This is a genomic window from Streptomyces griseorubiginosus, from assembly GCF_017614965.1.
GTDB lineage: Bacteria > Actinomycetota > Actinomycetes > Streptomycetales > Streptomycetaceae > Streptomyces > Streptomyces griseorubiginosus_B.
This window is the reverse complement of the sequence record NZ_WVUG01000689.1, coordinates 1-806: the sequence shown is the minus strand read 5'-3', so window position 1 is coordinate 806 and position 806 is coordinate 1. Positions and strand designations below refer to the sequence as shown.

Genomic DNA, 806 nt, shown 5'->3' with positions numbered 1-806 from the left:
GCGCGGTCCGGGGCGAGGCCTGGGGGCCGGGGGCCGAGTGGCTGCTGGAGCAGTTGCCGGAGCTGCTGGGCGGAGCGGATGAGCCGGAGGCGTTCGTGCCGCGCCACCGGGTGGTTGCGTCGGCGTGGCACCGGCGGCCGGGGTTGCGGCTGACGCGGACCGGGCTGGTGCTGGAGTCGTTGATCCCGTCCGTGCTGGAGCAGAAGGTCACGACCGACGAGGCGTACCGGGCGTGGCGGCTGCTGGTGCGGAAGTTCGGGGAGCCGGCGCCCGGACCCGCGGCCGGGGGACGGCTGTGGGTGATGCCGGGACCGCGGACCTGGGCGCTGATCCCGTCGTGGGAGTGGCATCGGGCCGGGGTCGACAACAAGCGGGCGTCGACGATCCTGCGGGCCGTCCGGGTGGCCGGGCGGCTGGAGGAGGCCGTGGCGATGTCGCCGGAGAAGGCGCAGGCCCGGCTGGAGGTCGTGCCGGGGATCGGGCCGTGGACGTCGGCGGAGGTCGTGCAGCGCAGCCATGGGGCGGCGGACGCGGTGACCGTGGGCGACCTGCATCTGCCCGGGATCGTGGGGTGGGCGCTGGCCGGGGACCGGGACGCGGACGACTCCGTGATGCTGAAGCTGCTGGAGCCGTATGCGGGGCAGCGGCATCGGGCGGCCCGGTTGATTTTGTTGAGCGGGCGTACGCCTGCTCGGCGGGCGCCGAAGATGCCGCGCGTGGACATCGGGCGGTTGTGAGGCGGGGTGGGCGAGGCTGCCGGCTTGTTCTCGCCCCCGCCGCCCCTACCCGTCCCACTCACCAGGGGC

At 75.2% G+C, this 806-nt stretch carries 1 protein-coding gene; it reads left to right on the top strand.

Features of this window, described 5'->3' with window-relative positions; all coding sequences use genetic code 11:
* Window positions 1-737 (top strand): DNA-3-methyladenine glycosylase family protein (locus tag GRC12_RS44775; protein WP_208786132.1); only part of this gene is annotated, 737 nt, incomplete at its 5' end.
* Between the last annotated feature and the right edge of the window lie 69 nt (window positions 738-806).